Annotated in this window: 1 rRNA gene; it reads left to right on the top strand. The window is 48.4% G+C overall.

What is annotated here, in order from left to right:
• Positions 1–44: 44 nt before the first annotated feature.
• Positions 45–2926: ribosomal RNA gene (locus ACHRWY_RS27455) — 23S ribosomal RNA — on the top strand.
• Positions 2927–3056: the final 130 nt, after the last annotated feature.

Genomic DNA, 3056 nt, shown 5'->3' with positions numbered 1-3056 from the left:
TAAAAGACAAAAAAAAACGGTCATAATTAATTTTATGATTGGTACAATAAGCAAAATAAGGGCGTATGGGGGATGCCTTGGCTCTCAGAGGCGATGAAAGGCGTGATAAGCTGCGAAAAGCTGCGGGGACGGGCACACACCGATTGATCCGCAGATACCTGAATGGGGCAACCCACTATGTTGAAGACATAGTACACCGATAGGTGGGCAAACCCGCTGAACTGAAACATCTAAGTAGGCGGAGGAGAAGAAAACAAAAGTGATTCCGTAAGTAGTGGCGAGCGAACGCGGATTAGCCCAAACCAATGTTGTTACGGCAATGTTGGGGTTGTAGGACCACGAGATTTTATGTACAAGGAACCGGAAGTTACTGGAAAGTGACGCCAAAGAGGGTGATAGCCCCGTATGGGTAACGAGTATAATAGATAGTGGTATCCTGAGTAGGGCGGGGCACGTGAAACCCTGTCTGAATTTGGCGGGACCATCCGCTAAGGCTAAATACTCCTGAGAGACCGATAGTGAACCAGTACCGTGAGGGAAAGGTGAAAAGAACCGTGAATAACGGAGTGAAATAGATCCTGAAACCATACGCTTACAAGCGGTCGGAGCCCTTTCGTGGGGTGACGGCGTGCCTTTTGCATAATGAGCCTACGAGTTAACGTTGCTGGCAAGGTTAAGTGGTTAAGCCACGGATCCGTAGCGAAAGCGAGTCTGAATAGGGCGCTTTAGTCAGTAGTGTTAGACGCGAAACCGTGTGATCTACCCATGGGCAGGTTGAAGCTGTGGTAACACACAGTGGAGGACCGAACCGGTTGACGTTGAAAAGTCTTCGGATGACCTGTGGGTAGGGGTGAAAGGCCAATCAAACTCGGAAATAGCTCGTACTCCCCGAAATGCATTTAGGTGCAGCGCTGTGCATAAAGTTATATAGAGGTAGAGCTACTGATTGGATGCGGGGGCTTCACCGCCTACCAATTCCTGACAAACTCCGAATGCTATATAATGTTTCACAGCAGTGAGGGCTTGGGTGCTAAGGTCCAAGTCCGAGAGGGAAAGAACCCAGACCATCAGCTAAGGTCCCCAAATATACACTAAGTTGAAAGAACGAGGTTTGTCTGCCCAGACAGCTAGGATGTTGGCTTGGAAGCAGCCATTCATTTAAAGAGTGCGTAACAGCTCACTAGTCGAGCGGACGAGCATGGATAATAATCGGGCATAAGTGTATTACCGAAGCTATGGATTTAGAGTTTACTCTAAGTGGTAGGGGAGCATTCTAACAGGGTTGAAGGTGTATCGTCAGGTATGCTGGACTGGTTAGAAAAGAAAATGTAGGCATAAGTAACGATAATGCGGGCGAGAAACCCGCACACCGAAAAACTAAGGTTTCCACAGCTATGCTAATCAGCTGTGGGTTAGTCTGGTCCTAAGGCGAACCCGAAAGGGACAGTCGATGGCTAACGGGTTAATATTCCCGTACTACTAATTACTGTGATGGGGTGACGGAGTGATGAAAGCGCCGCGAACTGACGGAATAGTTCGTTGAAGTACCTACCTATAAGATGCGCAGGCAAATCCACGCGTCTTGGGGAAATACGATAGTACTCGGAGTCTTCGGACAAAGAGATAGTGCGCCTAAGGGCTTCCAAGAAAAACCTCTAAACTTCAGGTAATTAGTACCAGTACCGTAAACCGACACAGGTAGTTGAGGAGAGAATCCTAAGGTGCTCGAGAGATTCATGGCTAAGGAATTAGGCAAAATAGACCTGTAACTTCGGGAGAAAGGTCGCCAGCGCAAGCTGGCCGCAGTGAAGAGGTCCAGGCGACTGTTTATCAAAAACACAGGGCTCTGCAAAATCGTAAGATGAAGTATAGGGCCTGACACCTGCCCGGTGCTGGAAGGTTAAGAGGAGATGTTATCTTCGGAGAAGCATTGAATTGAAGCCCCAGTAAACGGCGGCCGTAACTATAACGGTCCTAAGGTAGCGAAATTCCTTGTCGGGTAAGTTCCGACCTGCACGAATGGTGTAACGATCTGGACACTGTCTCAGCCATGAGCTCGGTGAAATTGTAGTAACGGTGAAGATGCCGTTTACCCGCAGTGGGACGAAAAGACCCTGTGCACCTTTACTATAGCTTAGTATTGACCTTGGATAAATGATGTGTAGGATAGGTTGGAGACTGTGAAGTGGCGTCGCCAGGCGTTGTGGAGTCATTGTTGAAATACAACCCTTTGTTTATCTGAGGCCTAACCCCGTTTTGCGGGGGACATTGCTTGGTGGGTAGTTTGACTGGGGTGGTCGCCTCCAAAAGAGTAACGGAGGCTTCTAAAGGTTCCCTCAGTACGCTTGGTAACCGTGCGTAGAGTGCAATGGCATAAGGGAGCTTGACTGAGAGACATACAGGTCGATCAGGTACGAAAGTAGAGCATAGTGATCCGGTGGTTCCGCATGGAAGGGCCATCGCTCAAAGGATAAAAGGTACGCCGGGGATAACAGGCTGATCTCCCCCAAGAGCTCATATCGACGGGGGGGTTTGGCACCTCGATGTCGGCTCGTCACATCCTGGGGCTGGAGAAGGTCCCAAGGGTTGGGCTGTTCGCCCATTAAAGTGGCACGCGAGCTGGGTTCAGAACGTCGTGAGACAGTTCGGTCTCTATCTACTGTGGGCGTTAGAAATTTGAGTGGATCTGATTCTAGTACGAGAGGACCGAATTGGACAAACCTCTAGTGTATCTGTTGTCCCGCCAGGGGCACCGCAGAGTAGCTACGTTTGGAAGGGATAAGCGCTGAAAGCATATAAGCGCGAAACCCACCACAAGATGAGATTTCTTTTAAGGATCGTGGAAGATGACCACGTTGATAGGCTATAGATGTAAAGGCAGTAATGTCATAGTCGAGTAGTACTAATAATCCGTAAGCTTATGTACACCCTTTTCCTCCCGAGCAATCGGGAGGAAGAAACTTTCTAAAAATACTAAATAAAAATACTTTTCTTTATCTCAGTATGTTAAGATATTTGCCCGTCGCGGGCAGTCTTTTAGTCAAAAGATAAAAGTC

It is taken from the genome of Flavobacterium sp. FlaQc-48, from assembly GCF_044007335.1.
In the GTDB taxonomy this organism is placed as follows: domain Bacteria; phylum Bacteroidota; class Bacteroidia; order Flavobacteriales; family Flavobacteriaceae; genus Flavobacterium.
The sequence above is the reverse complement of the archived record's forward strand: the minus strand, read 5'-3'. Positions and strand labels throughout refer to the sequence as shown.